Here is a 23,802-nt window from a genome sequence, read left to right as displayed (position 1 = left end):
AGATGAAAAACATTCCTTTGTATTTATGGAATACGATTATTTATGCATTATGTACTCTTTCGTTTGCATTACTAGCAGTGATAGATAATAAATGGTATGCATTAGTCGCTGCTTTATTTGGAATTTCTAGTGCTTTTAATGCGTATCGATATGTTAAAAATCAACAGAAAAAAGAAGAGAAGTAATGGAGGTGTGAGGATGAAAGATTTAGTTTATGCATTAATCATGTTTATAATAGCATGTGCCTTTGTTATATTAACGGTTGTACATAATAAATTATTTGCTATTTTAGTGATTTTCTATTTATATCGTACTGGCGTTTATGCTTATAGATATTATCAATATCGTAAATATAGCAAGCGTTTATAAGACAGCAATCATTTTTCAAGAGATAGACGGAAACAATCGTTTATCTCTTTTTTGTTGCTTGACAGTATGAGGGAATTGTATCAGAATAAAGTCATTAATGATTGTGAAGGAGGCTACCGATGGTGGAAAAAGATTGGTGGAAAGGCAAAGTAGCTTATCAAATTTATCCAAAAAGTTTTAATGATAGTAATGGAGATGGAATTGGAGATTTAAAAGGAATTACCGAAAAGCTCGATTACTTACAAAGTTTGGGAATTGATATTTTATGGTTGTCTCCTGTATATAAGAGTCCGTTTGTCGACCAAGGATATGATATTGCAGATTATTATGCGATTGATCCACAGTTTGGAACAATGGAAGATATGGAAGAACTAATTGCTGAAGCAAAAAAACGTGGTATTTCAATTATTATGGATTTAGTAGTCAACCACTGCTCTGATCAACATGAATGGTTTCAAAAAGCATTAGCAGATCCAGAAGGCCCTTATGCAGACTATTTCTACTTTATTGAAAGTGAAAAAGAACCAAATAACTGGGAAACTTATTTTGGAGGTAGTGTGTGGGATAAAGTTCCTGGAACAAATAAATATTATTTACACTCATTCCATAAAGGGCAACCCGATTTAAATTGGCAAAATCCTGTCGTACGTGAAGAAATTTATACAATGATTAATTGGTGGTTAGAAAAAGGAATCGGAGGATTCCGTATTGATGCCATTATTAATATTAAAAAGGATTTAGAATGGCGTTCATTACCATCTGAACAAGAAAATGGACTTGTTCCTGTTCGTTATTCATTAGCGAATGCGCAACCAATTGAACCGTTTTTACAAGAAATGAAGGAAAAAACATTTGCGCGCTATAATGCTTTTACAGTAGGAGAAGTATTTAATGAAACGGATGAAGAATTACATTTCTTTATTGGTGAAGAGGGAGTATTTTCGTCTATTTTTGATTTCAAACAAACGATTTTAGGACAAAAAGGAAATGGTTGGTATAGCCATGATTTACCTACTGCAGAAGAATTAAAAGATAGTATTTTCAAGGCGCATCGTCGTGCGGATTCCATTGGTGTATTATCAACTATTATTGAAAACCATGATGAGCCACGTGGAGTTTCTCATTATATTCCTGAAGGCGAAGTGACAGAAATTAGTAAAAAAGCTCTTGCTACAGTGCAAATGCTTCGTAAAGGAATTCCTTTTATTTATCAAGGGCAAGAGATTGGGATGGAAAATCAAATTTTCGAATCGATTGATGAGTTTGATGATATTAATACATTAAATGAATATCATGTTGCTAAAGAGGCAGGGCTAACGGATGAAGAAGCGTTGAAGGCTATTTCAAAATATAGTCGTGATAATGCTCGTACGCCAATGCAATGGAATGGTGAAGAGAAGTTAGGATTTACAACTGGAAAAGCTTGGCTTGTTTCAAAACAGCCGCAAAGAGAGATTAATGTAGAGGAACAGGAAGAGAATCCACAATCTATCTTGAACTATTATAGAGCGCTAACTGCTTTGTATCGTGATGAAGTTTATGGATCAACCATTCGTGAAGGGGAATTTGTTCCTGTTTTAGAAGAAGTGAAAAACATAATTGCTTATGAGCGATGTGGGGAAAAACGTGTGCTGGTATTAGTTAATTATCAATCAGAACCTCAAACAGTAACTTTACCAACGCCTGTAAGAAAAGTATTGCTAGCCAATATTCCAGCACAAATGAATGGACAAGGAGACCAACTCTCTCTTGCTGGCTATCAAGCGCTTGTCTGTGAATTAGAAGGTTAAATAGAGTGAAGAAAACGTTCTTTTTGAAAGGACGTTTTTTTGTAAATCATAGATCCTTAAGAATGATTAAATAAGAAAAAATCTATATAAAAACGGAAACAACCGGTGTATAATGAGCATAATAAAAAATAAAGAAACTTATTGACAAAAAAGATTACTAGGTATATAGTTAGCTAAAAGAGTAACTAACCTATTCTTTTTAAAAAAAGTTTTGAGGAGGAATGTATCATGGATACACAAAAAGTTGAACAATATGCAGGAGTTATAAGAAAAGTTTCTAAGGGGTTAAAAATTTGGAATATTATTGGGATTGTTGGAAATGTTTTGGGTCTTTTAGGAATGGCAATATTATTAATACCACAAGTTCAAGAAGAATTAGCAAAAGTAAAAAATCCATATCTCACAAAAGAAAACATTGGATTTGGAATAGCAGTTCTTGTAGTATTTTTATTAATATGTATTTTTTCTCCAATTTTATACCATAAAATTGGAGAAAGTGCTAAAGCTCAAGTATTACCTGATAAAAATTTATTACATTATGCGATTGGGGTTTTTGCGTTTTCAATTGTGATGCAAGTTGTGAATCAATTGATGAGTGGATTAGGATTTGATATTACTGCATATATTTTCCCTGCGATTGTTGCTGGATTACTAGCATGGGTATATGTGATTTATCAAAAATGGGCACAAGAAGTAGCGAAACAATAAAAAAATGTGATTTTTAGAATTTTGAAAATAACCGTTAGGAGGAATAAAATATGGATACACAAAAAGTTGAACGCTATGCAGGGCTTGTTAGTAAAATTGCTACCGGCTTAAAAGTTTGGAATATTATTGGAATTTTTGGGAATCTCTTTGTATTAATTGGAGCAGCGTCTACTTTTGTTCCAAGTGTGCAAGAAGAATTAGCAAAACAAGGTGTAGAACATAGTTATGAAACGGCTGGAGTTGGAGTAGCAGTTTTCCTATTATTCTTCCTATTATGTATTTTTGCAACAATTTTATATCATAAAATTGGAAAGAGTGCTAAAACTCAAGTATTACCAGATAAGAATTTATTCTTTTATGCAATCGGAATTCACGTCTTTTCGATTTTAATGCAAATTGCTAGTAATATTTTCAATCATCAAGAGTTTAGTCTAGCTACTTTTGTCGTTCCAGCGATTATTGCTGGGGTACTTGCATGGTTATATGTGACTTATCAAAAATGGGCACAAGAAGTAGTGAAACGTTAAGGAGAGTTATCAATGAGTAAAACATTAAAATGGAGCATGATTAGCGTAATGGTATTAGGAGCCATTGCCGTTATCGTATTAGGATTTTTAAAATTACACTCTCCGGAAAAGAAAGAAGAACACCATTATACAATTATGGAGTTAACGGAACAGGAGCCTTTAGTATTAGATGGAAATATTGAAACGGCTAAAGAGCAAAGCTATCATGTGGATCCTCAAAAAGGGCAAGTCGCTCAAGTAAAAGTAACAGATGGTCAAGAAGTAGAAGCAGGCGATGTGCTATTTGAATATGATAATGAAACGCTTAGTGACGAAGTTGCCGATTTAAATCGACAAGTGAGTCGTCTAGTTGCTGAACGTGATCGTCTATATCAAGAATTAGAAACACAAAAGAATCGTAAAGCTCAAGCAAAACAAGAGTTAGAAAAAGAAGTTCCTACTCAAAATCAGCAAGGTACTGCTAATCAAACAGCTCATGTAGGAACTATGGATACGACAGCCTTTGACCAAGCCATCGAGGGAACTCAAAAAGCAATTCGTGATATGAACAATAATATTGAAGATGTAAACACAAAAATCGAACGTCTTTCTAAAAAAACAAGTTCAAGTGTAACAGCAGATATTGCAGGAACTATTAGTATTAATCCAGAAGGAAAAACAAATGTACAATTAGCCTTCATTAAAATTACAAGTAAAGATAGCGAAGCGAAAACAACTGTTTCTGAATATGATTATGAATCAGTTGAAAAGGGAGCTTCTGTAACAATCTATGTGAAAGCTCAAGATAGAGAGATTAAAGGAACGATTTCATTTGTTTCTACTGATCCGTCAGGAAGTGGTGCTAATCCAGTACCATCTTTGCCAACTTCTCCAAGTGCAGCTTCTAGTGGTGGAGGTCATAGTGTTGCTCGTTATGATGTAATTGTAAAACCAGAAATTTCTCTTCCAAATGGATTTACTGTTCAAGTAAAAATCCCTCAAAAAGGATTAGTATTAACAGAACAAGCGATTCAAAAAGATGGAGAACAAGAATATGTTTATTTATATGATAATGGGGTAGCTAAACGTAAAAATATTAAACGTGTGAAAAAAGGATTCCAATGGATTGTTCAAGAAGGATTAAGTATTGGAGATAAAGTGATTGCAAATCCAGATTCAGACATTACAGATGGAGCAGCGGTGTCTTCTACACAATTGGAAGAGTCGGTGAAGTCCCATGATTAAACTAGAACATATTCATAAATATTATAAAGTTGGAGATGAGCAGTTACATGTATTAAATGATGTAACGGTTCGTATTACTCAAGGAGAATTTGTTGGAATAATGGGACCTTCTGGTTCTGGGAAATCTACCCTCATTAATATATTAGGATTCCTAGATTCTAAATATGAAGGAAAATATTCTTTTAATGATGAGTCTGTTTCCAATTTGAGTGATAACCAAATTTCCAAAGTACGCAATTCTACTGTTGGCTTTGTTTTTCAAGATTTTAACTTAATTGAACAAGCAACAGTCGAAGAAAATGTTCGTCTACCTTTATTATATCGTGGATTAACGCCTCGACAAACTCATTCAAAAGTAAAACAAGCTCTTGAAAAAGTAGGCCTAGGAGATAAATTAGAAAAATATCCTCGCCATCTTTCAGGTGGTCAAAAACAAAGAGTGGCAATTGCTCGGGCATTAGTGAATAGTCCAAAATTCATTATTGCTGATGAACCAACAGGAGCATTAGATAGTAAAACTTCTGCCAGTATTATGGATATTTTATATCGTTTAAATCGTGAAGATGGTGTAACGATTGTAATGGTGACGCATGATCCGACTTTGACGAAGTATTGTTCTCGTGTTATTCATGTAATTGATGGTGTGATTCATGAACAAAAGGAGGGGATTCCATATGAAATTTAGTGTATTATTAGGGTCCGCTCTGCATTCTTTAAAAGGAAATGCTCGTCGTACGATTTTAACGATGTTAGGAATTATTATCGGAATTGCAGCTGTTATTACGATTATGAGTCTGGGGAAAGGATTCCAAAAAATGGCTGTTTCAGGATTAGCTGGTGAAGATAATGGGAAAGTCACTGTACAATTTTTCTATCAACCTGATAATCCACAATCTGTTCGAAAAGTAGAAAAAGCTTTTTCAAAACAAGACCGTATTGGTGTAGAAAGTATTGAAGGAGTTTCGGGAACAGAAATTCCTGAAACAAAGGAACAAAATTATATTTTCGGTGTTTCTATTCCAACAAAGAAATCGACAGAACATGTTGTACTGGGGTTAGAAAAATCTGCAACAAAAGAATCTTTGACGGTTGGAGAAAACATTTCCCAAGTAGATATTGATGCGAATAAAAAAGTAGCAATTATTGATGATGAGTTAGCAGAATTGTTATTTTCTAGTCCAAAACAAGCACTAGGACATGGGGTAACGATTGATGGAGAAGTGTATTATATTAAAGGTGTGAAGCCAACTAGTAAAGTTGATGCGCTGCAAGCCATTTTTACTGGTGCAGATCCTTATAAAGCTGTCCATATTCCAGCTACTACTCATCAACATTATCATAAAAAAGAAGAAAACGTGAATGGACTAAAAGTGTTTGTTAAACCAGGCTATGTCGCAAAAGATGTTGCTAAAAAAGTGGAAACTCATTTGAATGAAGTGGGTTCAAAACATACTTCAGGGAAATATACTTTTATTGACGTAGCAGCTCAAATGGATATTATTGGAAAAGTGTTAGATGGACTAACTTATTTTGTTTCAGCAGTAGCCGGAATTTCTTTATTCATTGCAGGTGTAGGGGTAATGAATATGATGTATATTTCAGTATCTGAACGCACAAAAGAAATAGGGATTCGTCGTGCAATGGGAGCTACTAAAGGTTCAATTCAACTACAATTTTTATTAGAAGGAATTATGATTACTTCTATTGGTGGAATTATCGGATATGTAACAGGTGTCTTGATTGCGATGTTGATTTCGAATTTCTTACCATTTAAAATTTATACCGACTGGATAGCAGTAGCTTTAACAGTTGGAGTATCTGTCTTTATCGGAATTGTATTTAGCGTATTTCCTGCTAAATCTGCTGCGAATAAAGATGTCATTGAAATATTACGTTAAAAGGTTGGAGAAACTCCAGCCTTTTTTTTGAAATGATTGAAAGTAGAAAGAGAAACTTGTACTATAGATATGGCAATAAAACGAAGAAAGAGGTGAGCGCATGAAGATTTCAGAAGGGGATTTTATATTTGAATTAAAATTTTTAGCTATCCATCCTCAAACTCACAATATTCAAACAGATGTTTTCTTACAAGTTTCTCATCAAGAACAAGCTTATCAAGAAATAATAGACTTATTATCTGTAGCACAATTGGAAGAATGTCTGGAGGCGATGAAGAACTTATTAGAAAAAGGAGAAGAATATTCTTCAGAATTTGAACAATCCAGATTAGCTGTATTATTAGAGAAAGTGGAAGATGAGTATATTATGACATGGGTCGTTGCTCCGGAAAATATTTTAACAACGGCTTCTCAAGTGATTGGAATTGACTTGGCTCAATTGGATGAAGAAGAAGTCTTTCTTTATCAAGAAGAAGAGCAGAAGGAACAAACGAAAACGGTTGAAGTGGAATTGAGTTTATCTGTTGAAGAAATGCGACAAATCTATGAACAATTACAAGAAGATTTGAAACGAGTAAAAGAATTTATGTTATAATAAGGATAGTTGAATCATATTGGAGGGTATGCGTGTGAACATGAAAGAGATGGTCGGCAAACAGGCCGCAACTTATATTGAATCAGGTATGACAGTAGGTCTAGGAACAGGTTCTACAGCTTATTATTTTGTAGAAGAAATTGGTAGACGTGTGAAAGAAGAAGGTTTAGACATTATTGGTGTAACAACTTCAAAACGTACAAAAGAACAAGCTGAAAAGTTAGGAATTCCATTGAAGAGTGTAGACGAAGTAGATTTCATTGATGTAACAGTTGATGGAGCAGATGAAATTGCTCCTGATTTTTCAGGAATTAAAGGAGGCGGTGGAGCCTTACTATTTGAAAAAATTGTTGCAGAACAATCAAAGCGTATTATTTGGATTGTCGATGAATCTAAAATGGTAGATTATTTAGGACGCTTCCCACTTCCGGTAGAAGTGATTCCGTATGGTTCAGAACAATTATTCAAAAAATTTGAAGCAAAAGGCTATCGTCCAAAATTCCGAGTATTAGAAAACGGAGAACGTTATTTAACAGATAGTCAAAATTATATTATTGACTTAGATGTATTCCCGATTAAAGATCCTGTGACATTCGGAGCAGAATTAAAAGCTCTAACAGGAGTAGTGGAACAAGGATTGTTTACAAATATGACAGAAACAGTTTTAATTGGAACACCGGATGGTGTCAAAGTGCAAACTTTAGGATAATAGAGAGAATAGGCCTGGGATTTGTCCCAGGCTTTTTTATTTTGAGCTAATTTAAAGAGAAAGTGAATACAAAGTGTTGGTGAGGTCAGAGGTAAACTAAATTGTATGTTCAGTATCATTCACAAACAAATGATATAGCTGATTTGTATAGGGGTTATACAGGTATAACTAAAATGAATAACGAACTATATTAATTTAGTATAAGGGAAAGTTCGTTTTTACATTGAATTTCAAAGAGGACTGCTGTATCATTTCGATATAACTTAATTGAAATGATATGAAAAAAAGAGTGGAAACGTTTTTTTGCTAGAAATTCTATTCTTTTTTATCATGACAGGAGGAATTCAATATGGCTGAAGTAGAAAGCTTTACATTAGATCACAATAAGGTGATTGCACCTTACGTGAGATTAATTTCAAACGAATACGGAAAAAAAGGAGATGTTATTTCGAACTTTGATATTCGCTTTTTACAACCAAATAAGCAAGAAATGCCGACAGGAGTGATTCATACATTTGAACACTTGTTGGCAGATTTACTACGTGATCGTATCGATGGGATTATTGATATTTCACCATTTGGTTGTCGTACAGGATTCCACTTAATTCTCTGGGAAGAACGTTCCGCAGAAGATATTGCTCGTGCATTAAAATCAACTTTAGAACAAATTGTTGAAAAAATTCAATTTGAAGATATTCAAGGTATATCTGCTGTTCAATGTGGCAATTATCGTGATCACTCTTTATTTGGAGCAAAAGAATATGCTAAACAAGTACTAGAGCAAGGAATCAGTATTGATCCATTTGAACGTAAAGTAATTTAATGGCATTTATTTATTCAAGAATTAGTAAATATATAGACGGGGGTATTGCCTTATGAACTTAAAAACTATTACAAAATCTTTATTTGCACTTTCTGCAGTTGTAGCATTAGCTGCTTGCAGTAATCAAACTACATCAAATTCAACCACTTCAAATTCAAAACCAGAATTGAAAACAGTGAAAGTTGCTTCTGTTGGTTCTGATGCGGATATTTGGAGACATATTGCAGAATCAGATCAAGCGAAAAAAGCAGGATTAAAAATTGAAGTCGAAGAATTAAATGGGGGTGTACCATTAAACCAAGCAGTTGCTGAAGGTTCCGTAGATGCAAATGCTTTTCAATCGATTGGATATTTACAAGGATTTAATGAATCCAATAGTTCTAAACTAACACCAATTGGAACAACTTATATCGAACCAATGGGACTTTATTCGAAAAAAGTAAAATCATTAAATGACCTGCCAAATGGCGCTAAAATTGCAATTCCAGATAATCCTTATAATACAACACGTGCACTACGTTTGTTAGAAACAGCTGGTTTAATTAAGTTGCCAGCAGATTTCAAAGAAGGTACTGGTACTCCAAGTGATATCGTAGAAAATAAGAAAAACTTTGAATTTTTATTAATTGATGATACTACAAGTATTCGTGTGCTAGATGATGTAGATTTAATTGCTATCGGAAATACTATTGCCCTTGAAGGTGGATTAAATGTATTGAAAGATGCTTTATTCTATGAAAAAGCAGATGAATCTACTATTACAAGTATTAATGTGATTGTTGTGAAGAGTGGAAATGAATCTAATGATGATTATAAGAAATTAGTAGATTTATATCATGATGCAGATGTTCAAAAATTCATTTCAGATAAATTCCAAGGAACAAAAGTAGAAGTGAAGAAACCTATTTCTGAAGTGTGGGGTAAATAATCGATGAAAATAGCGATTGTTGCTGCAATGAAAGAAGAGCTTCATCCATTTGAAGAACACTACGTACCAAGAAAAGAAGTTTTCTCAAAAGGTCCGATTCGAATTCTTGAAGTTCATGAGAATCTCTATCTTGTTCAATCCGGTATTGGAAAAGCGAATGCTGCCGCTACAGCAGCTTGGCTTTGCGATAAAGTTCAACCTGATTTGATTATTAATACTGGAACAACGGGTAGTTTTAATGAAAACTTCGCACTAGCAGATGTTATTGTTTCAACAAAATTTGGATATAGTGATGTGGATGCGACAGGTTTCGATTATGCATGGGGGCAAGTTCCACAAATGCCAGAATTTTATCCAGTGGATCAAGCATTGAACGAAAAAGTTGTTCGCATTTTACAGGAGCGTATTACAACATTTGGGATTCATAATGGCTTTATAGCAACGAGTGATTCTTTCATGAGTTCGATTGAGACGGTACAAAATATTCGTAAACATTTACCGGATATTGTGGCAAGTGATATGGAATCAACACCATTAGCACAAGTCGCTCATTTCTATAACATTCCCGTGTTGAATGTTCGTGGGGTGAGTGATTATGTTGGTGGGGATGCGCCAGATACATTTGAAGCAACGCTTGAATTAGCTTCAAAACATGCATTTGAAGCAGTTTGTACGCTTGTGGAAGAGTTATAGAATGATGATGAATACAAAGTAAAAAGGCTGGGATGAATCCCAGCCTTTTGTATTATGCTAAATATTTTTCTAAACGAGCGACTACTTCTGTTAAGTTTTCCATTGAAGCAGCGTAACTGAATCGAACATAACCTTCTCCACCAGGTCCAAATGAAACTCCAGGGATTAATGCTACTTTAGCATTTTTTGCAAGATCACGAACGAATGCCCATGAATCTGTTCCGCATTTTGCAGGAATTTTAGCAAATAAATAGAAAGCTCCATCAGGACTTGCTACTTCGAAGTCTAAGCGACGTAATTCTTTTGCTAGATAGTCACGACGTTGTTGGTATTCTGCTTTCATAATATCGCAGTCGCCTTGTCCGTGTAACATCGCAGCTAAAGCACCATATTGGCTTGAGCTACTTGGAGAAGTAACCATGTATTGGTGAGTTTTAACAACTTCATTAATAAATGGAACTGGTCCAAGGATATACCCAATTCTCCATCCAGTCATGGCATGAGATTTAGATAAACCTGTAATCACGATTGTTTGATCTGGTAAAAATGAAGCTAATGAAGTGTGAGTTCCGCTATATGTTAATTCTGCGTAAACTTCATCACATAATGCCCATAATCCGTATTCTTTTAAGACTACGCTTAAAGCTTCTAATTGTTCTTTAGAATAAGTTACCCCTGTTGGGTTACTTGGATATACTAATACAACTGCTTTAAATGTTTTTTCTGGATGTGCTTCGATCGTAGCACGTAATTTTTCTGGAGTTAAAATAAATCCATCTTCACTAGTGTCTACTGTAATAAAGTTCCCTTGGTTCACCATTGTAATTGGCATATATAATGGGAACACTGGAGTTGGAACAATAACTGTATCTCCAGGGTTCAAGATAGCTTGGAAGCTAGCGTTAATGGCTTCAGTAGCTCCGATAGTAGTAATCACTTGCTCAGGTGTATAGTTTAAATTGAATTTTTTGTTATAGTATTCTGCAGTTGCTTTACGCAATTCAGGAATCCCAGCATTTGGAGTATAGTGGGAATGATTATCACGAATTGCTTGAATCGCAGCTTCTTTAATATGTTCTGGTGTGTTGAAATTTGGTTCACCTAGTGTTAATTTGATGATTCCAGGAATTTGAGAAACTTCTGCATCAAATTGACGAATATCTGAAACGGCAATTTTTTCAACGACTTGATTGAATGGATGTTCTAACATTGATTTACCCCCTAGTAATAGATAGGTAAATTGTACCTTTTTTATCAAATATTGGCAATATGGAAGTGAAAAAAGTCGAAGGAATACTCAATTCAGTAAATTGAAAATAATTTAAAGAAACTTTGTGAAGGATGTGTTATGATGATTTTGTTATTGGATTTTTTGAAAATAGTTATTTAAATATAGAATTGAAATGGAATAAAAGGGGAAATTCTAATTGAATAAAAATGAGGCAAAAGAATTACTAAGTATTATTCAACCGAATATAAAGAAATTAGAAGAAGAAAGTTTACCAGATTTAGAGGGAAAGATTAGATCCATCATTAAAGATAAACAGAAAACATTTTTTGAACAATGGGAAAGTCAATTACCATTTGGGTTATTGGACTTATTAGAGAGATATAATGGATTGTTGAGAAAGAAAAGTGTAAAAGAAGAAAGGTTTTATCCTTCTATTTTTCATGAGAAAGATAAATTATTAGGGAATTTATTTGTATCTTTTGAATCTTCATTAAAAGAATTAAAGCAGTATAAAAGCAATAATCTACATAAATTAAAAGTATTAGAAGAAAAATTATCTTTCATCGTAGAAAATGATGCTATGTTTTTGTTCATGCTATTTAAAAATAAAGATATAAAAACGAAATTATCTGAAGCAAAATATTTAGTAGATACGAATAAAAGTTTGTTAGATGACTTTTTGTTTAAAATGGGATATTTAGACAAAGAAAGTAGTAGCATAACGAATCCTTGGGAAGATTTGGTGATTAATTCTAAGCGATTATTTTCATTTTTTGAAGAAGATATAAACAATCATAGTGTTGAATCTGATGTGTTGAAAGAATTTCATCACAAGGTTAAAGAAAAACAAGAAATATTGGAGTTGGATAGCAAACGATACGTAGAAAAACAAATTATTGAAGATTGGGAAGAATTATTTAATCAACAGTTTGAAAAAGATTTATCAATGCTTTCATTTTCAACTATAGAAGATTATTATCAAAAAGAACAAAAAGTCGTTCCAATCAGTATTCAAAATGGCTATAAATCAATATCGACAATGATAAAATATGGAGAGGCTTTAAAGGATAAGTATGCTTTAACAGAAGAGGAGTATTCATTTTTATCAGCAGTATTAAATGACGTAGCTGATAAAGTGAAACAGTCCACTCGACCAAAAATTCGTGTGAATCAGTTGAGTTTTGAACAACGTAAATTAGTCACAGAATTATTTGTTTATAAAAATTATTCGAAACAAAGAGAAGAAGCTGAAAAAGAACTTTTTGAACAATTTACAAAGTGGTTTGAAGAGTATAATAAACTAATGATTTTAGCAGAAAATCGTTATGTTGCGGATACTTTGTTGGATGAAAAAGCTTTTTCAATATGGTGCGAGTTAGAAAAATGGTTATATGAGGAAATCTTAGAAATTGATCTAAATTTCAACAAATTATTCACCTATACGACTCTTAAATATGATGAAATTCTTTTTGATGTAGCAGAACGAGAATTTAAAGAAGAATCCGCCACTTATTATGCCTTGTTAGAAAAAATCACTGGAAAAGGATTAGATAATAGTACTTCGGACTTACCTAAATTTATTATTGAAAAAGTGAATCAAGTTCAAATTAATGAAAATCAATTAAAAGTAACGATGCGTCCATATCAAGAATTTGGAGCGAAATTTTTACTTTATCAAAAAAATATTCTTTTAGGCGACGAGATGGGGCTTGGTAAAACGATTCAAGCGTTAGCAGTAGCGAATCATCTATTTCAAGAACATCAAAGAAAATGTATGATTTTATTACCTTTAAGTGTGTTAGAAAATTGGAATAAGGAAATTCTTAAATGGACAGAATTACCGGTTTATCGATTCTCAGCTTCGAACAAAAATAAAATAAATGATTTTATAAAGTGGAAACAAGAAGGTGGGATTTTATTAGCGAACTATGAACAAGCTAGTTACTTTGTTCAAGAAATAGAGGGATTACAAATTGATTTATTAATTCTAGATGAAGCTCACTATGTTAAAAATGCTAATACTATAAGAGCACGAAATTCGATTGCACTTGCACAAAGAGCTAATTATAAATTATTTATGACGGGAACTCCGTTGGAAAATAATGTCAGAGAGATGCAACATTTAGTGAGTATTTTAAATCCTGATTTACCAGAAAGTGTGTTTAGAGAACGACCAGATGAAGATGATTTCAAAAAGGATCTAGCTAATGTCTATTTGAGAAGAAAAAGGGAAGAAGTGTTGGATGAATTACCTGAAATGGAAGTTGTTAATCTATGGTCAGAATTTTCGGATAAGCAAATTGAATTATATGAATCAGAAGCCTTTAGCGAAAAATGTAGTGTTATGAAGTTAAGACGTATGGCGTTCTTAGGAGAAGACTCTGAAAAAATTAAACAAATTATAGATATTTGTAAAGAGGCACGAGAGAATGGTATGAAAGTACTCGTATTTTCATTTTTTAAAACAGATGTTCTATATAGATTACGAGAACTTGTACCAAATACTGCTAGTGATATACTATCTGGAGATATTAGCCCTGCTAGAAGACAAGAAGTAATCGATGAATTTTCTAAAGATAGTAATCAAACAGTGTTGTTAGCTCAAATTGAGGCTGGTGGAGTAGGGTTAAATATTCAAAGTGCGAATATTGTTATTTTATGTGAACCTCAATGGAAGCCTTCTACGGAACAACAAGCGATTAGCAGGGTGTATCGAATGGGGCAAACGAGAGATGTTTTAGTGTATAGACTTTTAACGAAAGATAGTATTGATGAACCGATTATGGCATTAATACATAAAAAAGAAGTAGAATTTGATAAGTATGCAAAAGACTCTTTAGTGGCTGAGGCGTTTGTTGCTTCAGAGAAAATGACAGAAAAAGAAGTACAAAGTAAAATTATTGAAATTGAGAGAAATCGTATTTCTGAAAGAAAGAAAAAGAATATTGCGTAAGATTGATTTTGCAAAAGGAAACAGCCAGCATGACAAAGTGCTGGCTGTTTTTTATATTGAATTTATTTTAAATAGAAATGCGGCTTCTTTTTTACGGTAGAAGACCCCTTCTACTAGCACAAGTTCAAAAAGTATTGTATAATATCACTGAAATATAGGTAAGCAGTCAAAGTGCGAGCCACCCTTTTATCAATAAGGGGTGGAGTGTGCACTTTTTTTGTGCAATGAAGCCAAGAAAGGATATCAGTATGCAAACAGAATTTGATACGATTGCTGCGATTTCGACAGCACCTGGTGAAGGGGCTATTGGGATTGTCAGAATTAGTGGGGATTTGGCGATTTCAATCGCAAGTTCGATTTATCAATGTGGAACGAAACAATTAGAAGAACAAAAGACTCATACGATTCATTATGGGCATATTGTCGACCCAAAATCTGGAGAAGTCTATGATGAAGTAATGGTAAGTGTTTTAAGAGCTCCAAAAACATTTACACGAGAAGATATTGTAGAAATTAATTGCCATGGAGGGATTGTTGCGATTAATCGTGTGTTGCAATTAGTGCTACGGATGGGAGCAAGATTAGCGGAGCCTGGAGAATTTACGAAACGTGCCTTTTTAAATGGACGTATTGATTTGTCTCAAGCAGAAGCAGTGATGGATTTAATTCGTGCAAAAACGGATAAATCAATGCAATTAGCGATGCGTCAATTAGATGGTCAATTATCACATTTAATTCAAAATTTACGTCAAGAAATTTTAAATACATTAGCGCAAGTAGAAGTAAATATAGATTATCCAGAATATGATGATGTAGAAGAAATGACTTTGCAATTATTACGAGAAAAGACGCAACAAGTATTGCAAGGAATTCGTGCTTTATTAAACACAGCTAGTCAAGGGAAGATTTTGAGAGATGGTTTAAAAACGGCTATCGTGGGTCGTCCGAATGTTGGGAAATCTAGTTTATTAAATGTGCTATTAAGAGAAGAAAAGGCAATTGTAACTGACATTGCAGGGACAACAAGAGATACAATCGAAGAATATGTCAATGTCCGTGGAGTGCCTTTACAATTAATCGATACAGCAGGAATTCGTGAAACGGATGATATCGTAGAAAAAATCGGGGTAGAACGTAGTCGTAAAGCATTAAAAGAAGCAGATTTTGTATTGTTATTATTAAATCAAAGCGAAACATTACAAGAGGAAGATATTCGTTTATTAGAAACTACAAAGGGAATGAAGCGAATTATTTTATTCAATAAAACAGATTTGCCTTCAAAACTTTCAAAAGAGGACATTGCTCCTTATGCTCAGGTAGAAGAAATTGTCACAACTTCTATGTTAAATAAAGAAGGAATCGATCAATTAGAAGAAAAAATTGCAGGATATTTCTTCCAAGGACAAATGAATGAACGAGATGCGACTTACTTATCGAATACTCGTCATATTGCCTTGTTAGAGAAAGCAGAACAAGCATTAGTCGAAGTGCAAAATGGGATTGAAATGGGAATGCCAGTTGATTTAATTCAAATCGATTTTACAAGAGCATGGGATTTGTTAGGAGAAATTACAGGAGACAGCGTCCAAGATGAGCTTCTAACTCAATTGTTTAGCCAATTCTGTTTAGGAAAATAAGAGAAAGCCACTGTTGGAGAAAGGGAGTTTTGTATGACAAGATTAGCAACGATTTGTTATATCGATAATGGAAAAGAATTGTTATTACTAAAGCGCAATAAGAAACCAAATGATGTACATGAAGGCAAATACATCGGAGTAGGTGGTAAAATTGAAGCAGGTGAATCTCCAGAAGAATGTGCCATTCGTGAAATTTTTGAAGAAACAGGTTTGACGGTTCATCAAATGGCGTTAAAAGGGATTATTACTTTTCCTGAATTTACTCCCGAACATGATTGGTATACGTATGTGTTTCGAGTAACGGAATTTTCCGGGGAATTAATCGATTCTCCTGAGGGGACTTTAGAGTGGGTTCCTTATAATCAAGTATTGAGTAAGCCAACTTGGCAAGGAGATTTAATTTTTTTGAGTTGGCTATTAGAGAATCGTCCATTTTTCTCGGCTAAATTTATATATGAAAATGGTGAATACATTCGCCATCAAGTGGAATTTTATACAACGAATGAACAATAGAAAGTAGGAGGAAGTATGGTAACAACTTATGAAGCTGGTAACTATGATGTTATCGTAGTAGGTGCGGGTCATGCCGGAAGTGAAGCTGCACTAGCAAGTGCTCGTATGGGTGCTAAAACATTATTATTAACAATGAATTTAGAAATGGTGGCATTTATGCCTTGTAATCCGTCTGTTGGAGGCCCTGCAAAAGGAGTCGTTGTGCGTGAAATTGATGCACTAGGCGGAGAAATGGGAAGAAATATTGATAAAACCTATATTCAAATGCGTATGTTAAACACAGGGAAAGGCCCTGCAGTACGTGCTTTACGTGCGCAAGCAGATAAGCATCTATATGCGCAAGAAATGAAAAAAACCATCGAACAACAAGAAAATCTTGACTTAAAACAAGGGATTGCGGAACGTTTAATTGTAGAAGATGGTGTTTGTAAAGGAGTCGTATCTCATACAGGGGCGATTTATCGTTCAAAAGCAGTTGTTTTAACAGCTGGAACATCTTCTCGTGGTCAAATTATTATTGGAGAATTGAAGTATTCTTCTGGAGCTAATAATTCTCAACCTTCGATTAAATTATCAGAAAACTTATTAGAATTAGGATTTGAATTAGCTCGTTTTAAAACAGGAACTCCTCCGAGAGTGAAGAGTTCTTCGATTGACTATAGCAAAACAGAAATCCAACCAGGAGATGAAACGCCAAACTTATTTAGTTTTACTTCTAAAGATGAAGACTACCGTTATGATCAAATTCCATGTTGGTTAACATATACAAATGAAGGAACTCATGAAAAAATTCGTGAGAACTTACATCGTGCACCAATGTTTACAGGAATTGTAGAAGGAGTAGGAGCACGTTACTGTCCATCTATCGAAGATAAAATCGTACGTTTCAGCGACAAACCTCGCCACCAAATTTTCTTAGAACCAGAAGGAGAAAATACGGAAGAAGTGTATATTCAAGGATTATCGACTTCTCTACCAGAAGATGTTCAAATTCAAATGATTCATACGGTAGAAGGTTTGGAAAAAGCTGAAATGATGAGAACGGGTTATGCCATTGAGTATGATGTTGTCATTCCTCATCAATTAAAAAATACATTTGAAACAAAAATTGTTGAAAACTTATTTACAGCTGGACAAATGAATGGGACAAGTGGATATGAAGAAGCTGCCGGTCAAGGGCTTTATGCCGGAATTAATGCCGTTCGTAAAATCCGTGGAGAAGAATCATTTATTTTAGGTCGTAGTGATGCATATATTGGAGTATTAGTAGATGATTTAGTGACAAAAGGAACGACAGAACCATATCGTCTATTAACTTCTCGTGCGGAATATCGTTTATTATTACGTCATGACAATGCAGATTTACGTTTAACAGAAAAAGGCCGTGAATTAGGCTTAATTTCAGATGAACGTTATGCAGCTTTCCAAGAAAAACAAGCAGCCATTCAAGCTGAGATTAAACGTATTCAATCCATTCGTTTAAAACCAACGGAACAACTTCAATCATTCTTGGCAGAAAAAGAATCTGCAGAATTAAAAGACGGTATTTTATTAAGTGATTTATTAAAACGTCCAGAGTTATCTTATGATGACTTAATTGGTTTTGCAGAAGAAGAGGTAGTTGTTTCTCGTGAAGTGAAAGAACAAGTAGAGATTTCTGTGAAATATGAAGGTTATATCGCCAAAGCTATTGAAAAAGTAGAAAAATTAAAACGTATGGAAGCAAAACGTATTCCATCGAATATTGATTATGATGCCATTAATGGACTTGCCACAGAAGCACGTCAACGTTTGAAATTAATTCAACCTGAAACGATTGCGCAAGCAAGCCGTATTAGTGGGGTAAATCCTGCCGATGTATCGATTTTAATGGTGTATATCGAACAAGGAAAAATTGCGAAAGTTCAAGAATAGGAGAATTGTATGAAACCAGAAGAATTTTATCAAAGACTCCAAGAAGTTCATGGCATTACGTTAACAGATGTGCAAAAAAAACAATTTCATCAATATTTTCAATTATTGGTAGAATGGAATGAGAAGATGAATTTAACGGCGATTACTGATGAAGAAGGAGTGTATTTGAAACATTTCTATGATTCTTTAGCGTTAGGATTTCATCATGAGTTATCGAATCAAACATTGTGTGACGTCGGGGCTGGAGCAGGCTTTCCAAGTATTCCATTGAAAATTGTATTTCCTGATTTAAAAGTGACAATTGTGGACTCGTTAAATAAACGAATTACGTTTTTAAACACTTTAGTAGAAACGTTAGGACTAACAGATGTGCAATGTTTCCATGATCGTGCAGAAACTTTTGGACAAAATAAAAATTTCAGAGCATCTTATGATGTCGTAACAGCTAGAGCAGTAGCAAAATTAAGTGTACTAAGCGAATTTTGTATGCCATTAGTGAAGAAACAAGGATACTTTTTAGCGTTAAAAGCTGCTCATACAGAAGTGGAGTTAGAAGAAGCGAAAAAAGCGATTGCCATTTTAGGTGGAAAAGTGGAAGACGATGTGTCCTTTGATTTACCATATGAAGGTGGAAATCGTCATGTCGTAACCATCCTAAAAACAAAAGAAACTCCAAATAAATATCCACGAAAACCAGGGATTCCATTGAAGAAACCATTATAGAAAAAAAGACTTTTCTGTTGTAGCATAGTTAGCTTACGTTTAGCAACTGTTACAAAGAAGAGTCTTTTTTGTTACAAAAAAATTAAAGGAATGTTAAGAATGTGAAAAAAATATCTTTTTTAATTAGATGAGGAGTACAATAACGTTAGAGAGATTTTTGCAGAATTTCTTTGGATAAAATACCAATAAGTAAAGGGGAGATTTTCAAATGAAAAAGAAATGGTTTGGTAGTTTATTAGCTTCTACAGCTTTAGTAGCAGCATTAGCAAGTAGTCAAGTATTTGCTGCAACAAATGATGGTTGGGTCCAAAGTGGCAACCAATGGAATTTATACCAAGAAGGTAAATTAGTAAAAGATGGCTGGGCTAAGGATAAAGGAACATGGTATTTCTTTGATAATAATGGTGTGATGCAAACTGGCTGGGTATTCACTGGCGGAGCATGGTACTCTCTAAATGGAGATGGAGCAATGCGTACAGGTTGGTATCAAGAAGGAAATACATGGTACTATTTATCTGACCAAGGAGATATGCAAACAGGTTGGACAAAAGTAGGAGATAAATGGTCTTATTTTGAATCAAATGGTTCAATGCTAGCAGATCAACCGGTGAAAGCAAGTGATGGTCGTTCATATGTTATTGGTAAAGATGGTTATATGTTAACAGATACTCCTTATCACCTAGTGTCAGAAATTTATCGTATGGGTGGCGATGAATACTTACTTCATAAATCAAAAGACGGTGTCTATATTGCACAAAATGAATGGTTTGTAGAAAGTAATGCTCACCTAGGAAAAGCAGGTTATGACTTACTCGATACATTAGTAGATCATCAAGAACCTGGTGGAATGATTGATCCTAATTCAGTTGTTAAAGGATTACAACAATTTATGAATCGTTTCTACTTTGGTGAAAATGGAAAACGTGTGGAAAAATTACCAGAAATGTCGATTACTTCAACAATTGTTGAGAAAAACAATGAATTTATTATTGATCAATTCAACCCACGTTTAGTAATTTTAGATCACTTTACAATTGTGAATAATAAACTTTATGTACTAAAAAATCCTAATGAAGGTACATTACGTCCAGGTTACAAATTCTTGTTAGGACAAAGTTCAGAAAATGGTTATAACTTACTTGTTTTAGCAAATAAACAAGGGGAAGTTATTTCTATGAAACGTTTATCAAAAGATGTTTCAGATTTTAACAAGAAAGATATGGCTGGTTTAGCAAATGATCGTATTATGATTGATATTAATCAAACAGAAGATCAAATGGTTCGTATGTATCACTAATCATACGAGTGAATTAGTGTAGGATTAGCGAATAGAAAACCTTCACTAAATGAAATGTCAAAAAGACGATGGCTTTGGATAGTCATCGTCTTTTATTGTTTATGCATTAAATCGATTCATAATTGAGTCGATATTTTTAATTAATACAGAAATGGATCCATCTGGATTGTTGATAAATTCAACCATTTCTTTGTTTTCGTATATGTCACTTGGAATAGTAATTTCAATTCCATTATCGAGTTTGAATTTTTGTTTACTATATTTCTTCTCATATTTTGGAACATTTGTAACTGGAATTTTCTCTGGGATTTTTTCAGTCGCAATGGCTTGGTAAGCTGCTTCTTTTGCAAGAGGTTTATCTTTGAAGACTGTATCGAAAATAATTCCTGCATCAATCTCATCACTTTCTTCTAGCTGTGTAAAGATTGCTTGTTGTGTCGTTGCAAGTGCTAGATAATTTTCTTCGTCATATTTTTTAGCAACATGTGTGACGGTTTTTTTAATTTCTTTGATTTGTTCCTGTGTGCTTGTTGGAGGTGTGATTTCTAAAAATTGTTCAGAGAAATACGGTATTTTTTTACCTTCTACAATATATTTTCGTTCGATTAATTGATACTGTCCATTGCTTGTATCTACAATGAATGCTTCTGATAATTTTTGAGAAGGATTTGGTAAAATCGCATGATTTTGCAAAACGGTATTTAATACTTGGTCGTCTTCATAATCTAAAAAATGCGTATATTTAGAGCTATAATCTAATCGCAAAATCGCAAAGAAAGTTCCACCTTGATCATTAATACCTGATGCGAATACATAATCAGCTGCAGGGATATCTTCTGCTGGAGCGATGATTTCATATAATTTATGAGCAAGTTGTTGAGTTTTTTCAATAAAAGGAATGCTATCGTCTGCTAAAAATCCTAGAAGCGGTTCTTCTGGAGGTAAGACACCATGACGAGGGTCACTTTTCAATGTCTTTTCAATTATTTTTGTAAAATATTCTGTAATATAGGGATTCGATAAAGGTAATTCTTTTTGCGATAACAGTAAGTTTCCGCTATTTTTATCGAAAATGTGTAAGTATGCTTGGTGTAAAATCATAAGAACTCCTTAAAAATATTATTGATACAAACATACCACTTCTTTTTTTGTAAGTAAATGGAGTATACTATTTTTATTCTGAGAAATGGGAGGCTGAGAAGTGTTTGAAAGAATGATACAAACCCCTCTAGGAGAAATTCGATTAAGAAGTGATGGAAAGTCATTAACAGGATTATGGTTTATAGGGCAAGTGAATGATACCAAGTTTAACAGTGATATTGAGATAAAAGATGATTTGCCGATTTTTGGGCAAGTTGAAACTTGGTTAGAAAGTTATTTTTCTGGCGAGCAAATTCCGATAAAGATTCCGTTACAACCAAAAGGAACTATGTTCCAAGAAAGAGTTTGGAAGATTTTGCAAGAAATTCCGTATGGAGAAACGATGACTTATGGAGAAATTGCGCAGAGAATAGCAAAAGAAAAAGGTGTAGAAACATACTCCGCTCAAGCAGTCGGTCAAGCCGTTGGAAAAAATCCAATTAGTATTCTCATTCCATGTCATCGAGTGCTAGGGAAAAATGGGGCATTAACCGGATATGCAGGTGGAGTTCATAGAAAAGAACACTTGTTACAGTTAGAAAGGGGAAAATAAATGGTATTAAAAGGAATTAAAATGATATTGGCTGCATTTGGAGCTTTAGTAGTTGCACAAGCGATAGGATTATCTTCAGCTTCCGTTGCTTCTATTATTGCGATATTGAGTGTGGTAGATACAAGAAAGTCTTCGATTGTCATTGCTTGGAAAAGAATTATTTCTATGTCCTTAGCTTTAACAATAGCAGTGTGTGTATTTTTGCTACTTGGACATTCGACAGTTGGGTTTGGGGTTTATTTACTCATTTTCATTCCATTAGCCTTTTTGTTTAAAGTAGAAGTAGGAATTGCACCAAGTTCGGTACTAGCAATTCATGTTTGGTTAAGTAAGCAGATAACTCCAAGTTTATTACTTAATGAAGCATTAATTTTATTTATTGGGGCCGGCGTAGCAATTTTAGTCAACTGGTATATGCCGAGTTACCAACAAGAGATTGAAAAGAAAAGAGAAGAAATCGAAGCAAAACTTCGTGAGATTCTGTGTTTAATGGCTTCATTTTTAAGAGAAGGTAATGGAACAAATGATGCTAAATTAATTTCAGAAGCAAAAGCAACATTAACTGAAGCACAAAAATTATTATATATCGAAAGTGAAAATCAATTATTTAGTCAATTTAATAAAGATTTATGCTATTTTGAAATGCGTGCGGAACAATTACAGTTATTAGAAGTAATGGCAAAAAATTTAAATGATTTCCATTGCCCTGCTAGAGAAGCTGATTTGTTAGCAGAAATGTTCCATTCAACAGGAGAACAATTACATCTAACAAATACAGGTATATCATTAATGGATGAAATTCAAGATTATATTGATGAATTTAGAAACTTAGAACTACCAAAAACGAGAGATGAATTTGAATATCGTGCAACATTATTCCAGTTATTAAGGGATTTACAACGTTTTATTGATCTAAAAGTTTGTTATTTTAGAGATCATAAATAATCGTCAAAAAATATATCGAAAAAGTGACAAAATATCTTGCATTTCACAAGAATTCTTGCTAGAATATCAAAGTGCATTTATGTGCACTGGAACAAAACGTGGGAGGAGAAATCTTCATCTCCATTTAAACCACGCGCGAAACAATCAAGGAGGTAATGTCTCGTGGCTAAAAAAGTTGTAAAACTAGTTAAATTACAAATTCCTGCAGGTAAAGCTACACCAGCTCCACCAGTAGGTCCAGCTTTAGGTCAAGCACAAGTTAACATCATGGGCTTCTGTAAAGAGTTCAACGCTCGTACAGCAGATCAAGCTGGTTTAATCATTCCGGTAGTGATTTCAGTATATGAAGACCGTTCATTCGACTTCATCTGTAAAACACCACCAGCAGCAGTATTATTAAAGAAAGCTGCTAAAGTAGAAAAAGGTTCAGGCGAACCAAACAAGAAAAAAGTTGCTACTGTAACTCGTGATCAAGTTAGAGAAATTGCTGAATTAAAAGCACCTGACTTAAATGCAGCAGATGTTGAAGCTGCAATGCGCATGGTCGAAGGTACAGCCCGTTCAATGGGATTTGTAGTAGAAGGCTAACAAACATGCAGCTTCCAAAAGTCCCTAACACGAGTGTTTCACTC

24 protein-coding genes are annotated in these 23,802 nt (G+C 34.0%); 22 read left to right on the top strand and 2 right to left on the bottom strand.

The features are described 5' to 3' along the window. Positions 1-2 precede the first annotated feature (2 nt). From HMPREF0446_RS06890 to HMPREF0446_RS06835, 13 genes are all read left to right on the top strand, one after another. Positions 3-185, top strand: coding sequence for a hypothetical protein (locus HMPREF0446_RS06890; RefSeq protein ID WP_006703220.1), 183 nt, complete (start codon positions 3-5; stop codon positions 183-185). A 13-nt stretch (positions 186-198) separates the two neighbouring features. Continuing rightward, complete coding sequence (locus tag HMPREF0446_RS08505; RefSeq protein ID WP_006703221.1) at positions 199-369, top strand: hypothetical protein; 171 nt, start codon at positions 199-201, stop codon at positions 367-369. A gap of 119 nt (positions 370-488) precedes the next feature. Beyond that, positions 489-2,159 (top strand): glycoside hydrolase family 13 protein, encoded by a 1,671-nt coding sequence (locus tag HMPREF0446_RS06885; protein ID WP_020991421.1) that lies wholly within the window; start codon positions 489-491, stop codon positions 2,157-2,159. A 228-nt stretch (positions 2,160-2,387) separates the two neighbouring features. Continuing rightward, a complete protein-coding gene (locus HMPREF0446_RS06880) occupies positions 2,388-2,867 on the top strand; it encodes a hypothetical protein (protein WP_006703223.1) in 480 nt (159 codons plus the stop codon). A 50-nt stretch (positions 2,868-2,917) separates the two neighbouring features. Further along, a complete protein-coding gene (locus tag HMPREF0446_RS06875; protein WP_006703224.1) occupies positions 2,918-3,394 on the top strand; it encodes a hypothetical protein in 477 nt (158 codons plus the stop codon). 12 nt (positions 3,395-3,406) lie between these two features. Next, a complete protein-coding gene (locus HMPREF0446_RS06870) occupies positions 3,407-4,618 on the top strand; it encodes an efflux RND transporter periplasmic adaptor subunit (protein ID WP_006703225.1) in 1,212 nt (403 codons plus the stop codon). Further along, on the top strand, positions 4,611-5,303 hold the full coding sequence (locus tag HMPREF0446_RS06865; RefSeq protein ID WP_006703226.1) for an ABC transporter ATP-binding protein: 693 nt from the start codon (positions 4,611-4,613) through the stop codon (positions 5,301-5,303). The genes HMPREF0446_RS06870 and HMPREF0446_RS06865 overlap by 8 nt, the downstream gene beginning before the upstream one ends. Continuing rightward, the gene (locus HMPREF0446_RS06860; RefSeq protein WP_006703227.1) at positions 5,293-6,516 is read left to right on the top strand and encodes an ABC transporter permease; all 1,224 of its coding nucleotides are present in this window, start codon (positions 5,293-5,295) and stop codon (positions 6,514-6,516) included. The genes HMPREF0446_RS06865 and HMPREF0446_RS06860 overlap by 11 nt, the downstream gene beginning before the upstream one ends. A 100-nt stretch (positions 6,517-6,616) precedes the next feature. Next, the gene (locus HMPREF0446_RS06855) at positions 6,617-7,111 is read left to right on the top strand and encodes a hypothetical protein (RefSeq protein WP_006703228.1); all 495 of its coding nucleotides are present in this window, start codon (positions 6,617-6,619) and stop codon (positions 7,109-7,111) included. A 28-nt stretch (positions 7,112-7,139) separates the two neighbouring features. Further along, positions 7,140-7,820, top strand: coding sequence for a ribose-5-phosphate isomerase RpiA (rpiA, locus tag HMPREF0446_RS06850; protein ID WP_006703229.1), 681 nt, complete (start codon positions 7,140-7,142; stop codon positions 7,818-7,820). A 349-nt stretch (positions 7,821-8,169) separates the two neighbouring features. Further along, on the top strand, positions 8,170-8,643 hold the full coding sequence (locus tag HMPREF0446_RS06845; RefSeq protein WP_006703230.1) for an S-ribosylhomocysteine lyase: 474 nt from the start codon (positions 8,170-8,172) through the stop codon (positions 8,641-8,643). A gap of 52 nt (positions 8,644-8,695) precedes the next feature. Further along, the gene (locus HMPREF0446_RS06840) at positions 8,696-9,571 is read left to right on the top strand and encodes a MetQ/NlpA family ABC transporter substrate-binding protein (RefSeq protein WP_006703231.1); all 876 of its coding nucleotides are present in this window, start codon (positions 8,696-8,698) and stop codon (positions 9,569-9,571) included. Positions 9,572-9,574: 3 nt separating this feature from the next. Next, positions 9,575-10,264 carry a 5'-methylthioadenosine/adenosylhomocysteine nucleosidase gene (locus tag HMPREF0446_RS06835; RefSeq protein ID WP_006703232.1) on the top strand — a complete coding sequence of 230 codons (690 nt, stop codon included), beginning with the start codon at positions 9,575-9,577 and terminating at the stop codon, positions 10,262-10,264. A 52-nt stretch (positions 10,265-10,316) separates the two neighbouring features. Here HMPREF0446_RS06835 and HMPREF0446_RS06830 read toward each other — a convergent pair whose 3' ends face one another. Further along, on the bottom strand, positions 10,317-11,474 hold the full coding sequence (locus HMPREF0446_RS06830; RefSeq protein ID WP_006703233.1) for an aminotransferase class I/II-fold pyridoxal phosphate-dependent enzyme: 1,158 nt from the start codon (positions 11,472-11,474) through the stop codon (positions 10,317-10,319). 217 nt (positions 11,475-11,691) lie between these two features. Here HMPREF0446_RS06830 and HMPREF0446_RS08500 point away from each other — a divergent pair, with 217 nt between their 5' ends. The 6 genes from HMPREF0446_RS08500 (at position 11,692) to HMPREF0446_RS06800 (ending at position 20,532) form a co-directional block, all read left to right on the top strand. Next, positions 11,692-14,448 (top strand): DEAD/DEAH box helicase, encoded by a 2,757-nt coding sequence (locus HMPREF0446_RS08500; RefSeq protein ID WP_020991419.1) that lies wholly within the window; start codon positions 11,692-11,694, stop codon positions 14,446-14,448. A 248-nt stretch (positions 14,449-14,696) separates the two neighbouring features. Beyond that, positions 14,697-16,085, top strand: a complete 1,389-nt coding sequence (gene mnmE / locus HMPREF0446_RS06820; RefSeq protein ID WP_020991418.1) for a tRNA uridine-5-carboxymethylaminomethyl(34) synthesis GTPase MnmE — start codon at positions 14,697-14,699, stop codon at positions 16,083-16,085. 33 nt (positions 16,086-16,118) lie between these two features. Further along, complete coding sequence (locus HMPREF0446_RS06815) at positions 16,119-16,598, top strand: NUDIX hydrolase (protein WP_006703236.1); 480 nt, start codon at positions 16,119-16,121, stop codon at positions 16,596-16,598. Positions 16,599-16,613: 15 nt separating this feature from the next. Then, entirely contained in the window at positions 16,614-18,512 is a 1,899-nt protein-coding gene (mnmG, locus tag HMPREF0446_RS06810; RefSeq protein WP_006703237.1) for a tRNA uridine-5-carboxymethylaminomethyl(34) synthesis enzyme MnmG, read from the top strand. 9 nt (positions 18,513-18,521) lie between these two features. Further along, a complete protein-coding gene (gene rsmG / locus HMPREF0446_RS08630) occupies positions 18,522-19,235 on the top strand; it encodes a 16S rRNA (guanine(527)-N(7))-methyltransferase RsmG (protein ID WP_006703238.1) in 714 nt (237 codons plus the stop codon). A 208-nt stretch (positions 19,236-19,443) separates the two neighbouring features. Next, the gene (locus tag HMPREF0446_RS06800) at positions 19,444-20,532 is read left to right on the top strand and encodes an N-acetylmuramoyl-L-alanine amidase family protein (RefSeq protein ID WP_006703239.1); all 1,089 of its coding nucleotides are present in this window, start codon (positions 19,444-19,446) and stop codon (positions 20,530-20,532) included. A gap of 99 nt (positions 20,533-20,631) precedes the next feature. On the opposite strand, the gene HMPREF0446_RS06795 is transcribed toward HMPREF0446_RS06800, so the two are convergent. Then, a complete protein-coding gene (locus HMPREF0446_RS06795; protein WP_006703240.1) occupies positions 20,632-21,633 on the bottom strand; it encodes a nucleoid-associated protein in 1,002 nt (333 codons plus the stop codon). A gap of 112 nt (positions 21,634-21,745) precedes the next feature. Here HMPREF0446_RS06795 and HMPREF0446_RS06790 point away from each other — a divergent pair, with 112 nt between their 5' ends. The 3 genes from HMPREF0446_RS06790 (at position 21,746) to rplK (ending at position 23,758) form a co-directional block, all read left to right on the top strand. Continuing rightward, on the top strand, positions 21,746-22,225 hold the full coding sequence (locus HMPREF0446_RS06790) for a methylated-DNA--[protein]-cysteine S-methyltransferase (protein ID WP_040507981.1): 480 nt from the start codon (positions 21,746-21,748) through the stop codon (positions 22,223-22,225). After that, positions 22,226-23,170, top strand: coding sequence for an aromatic acid exporter family protein (locus HMPREF0446_RS06785; RefSeq protein WP_006703242.1), 945 nt, complete (start codon positions 22,226-22,228; stop codon positions 23,168-23,170). 162 nt (positions 23,171-23,332) lie between these two features. Continuing rightward, positions 23,333-23,758, top strand: a complete 426-nt coding sequence (gene rplK / locus HMPREF0446_RS06780; RefSeq protein ID WP_005607816.1) for a 50S ribosomal protein L11 — start codon at positions 23,333-23,335, stop codon at positions 23,756-23,758. Positions 23,759-23,802: the final 44 nt, after the last annotated feature.

The sequence above is a fragment of the Granulicatella elegans ATCC 700633 genome (assembly GCF_000162475.2).
GTDB lineage: Bacteria > Bacillota > Bacilli > Lactobacillales > Aerococcaceae > Granulicatella > Granulicatella elegans.
This window is presented reverse-complemented; position numbering and strand designations above follow the sequence as displayed.